This window comes from Sulfolobus sp. B1, assembly GCF_007050195.1.
Classification (GTDB): Archaea; Thermoproteota; Thermoprotei_A; order Sulfolobales; family Sulfolobaceae; genus Saccharolobus.
Window position 1 is genome coordinate 1 of the sequence record NZ_QIMI01000312.1, and the last position, 795, is coordinate 795.

General features: G+C 32.6%; 1 protein-coding gene. It reads left to right on the plus strand.

The genetic code is table 11. The features are described from left to right. Positions 1 to 102: 102 nt before the first annotated feature. The coding region (locus DMP16_RS10395; RefSeq protein ID WP_143577235.1) for a DEAD/DEAH box helicase at positions 103 to 795 on the plus strand (693 nt) is incomplete at its 3' end.

Here is a 795-nt window from a genome sequence, read left to right on the forward strand (position 1 = left end):
TTTACTCTTATTCTTTTGTATATTTAAATATCGTTCTACTTCCTTTTCATTTACTAGCACGTCCGCCATACTTTTAATCCCAGTAACATAGTTAATAAAATTGTGGAAATTCTAGATGAGATTAATGAAAGGCTAAAACTTTTTAACGCCGAGATAGCTCACGTATACACTGAAACAGCGTTAGACCCAGAATTAGGACCTGATATTAATGAACTAGACATCGATGAGAAATTAAAGAGAGCCATTTTACAATATGGGATAAAAAAATTGTATAAATATCAATACGATGCATATAAGAAAATAAAAAATAGAGAGAACGTCCTAATAATATCTGGAACCGGAACTGGTAAAACTGAAGCTTTTCTCATACCTATTATTGATTTAGCGATTAAAGGAGAAAGAACTGTTTTGGTTTACCCAACTAAAGCCTTAGCAAGAGATCAACTTAACAGAATATACTCTTTAGTGAAAGAACTTGGATTAAATGTAGGAATATTTGATGGCGATACTCCAGAGAAAGAAAGAGAGAGACTATATCGTGATCCTCCTCATATCTTAATTACTAATCCAGATATGATACATATTGGTTTAGCGTTAAGTGAAAGATTTAAGTTCCTACTTAGAACGGCTGATCATTTTGTATTCGATGAAATCCATGTTTATGAGGGAGTCTTAGGTTCACACCTAAGGAATCTAGTTGATAGGATAAGAGAGTTTAATAAAGAGATCCATATAGTTGGATCCAGTGCCACGATTAAGGCTACAAAATATTTATTAGAAGAATTATTTGGAGTG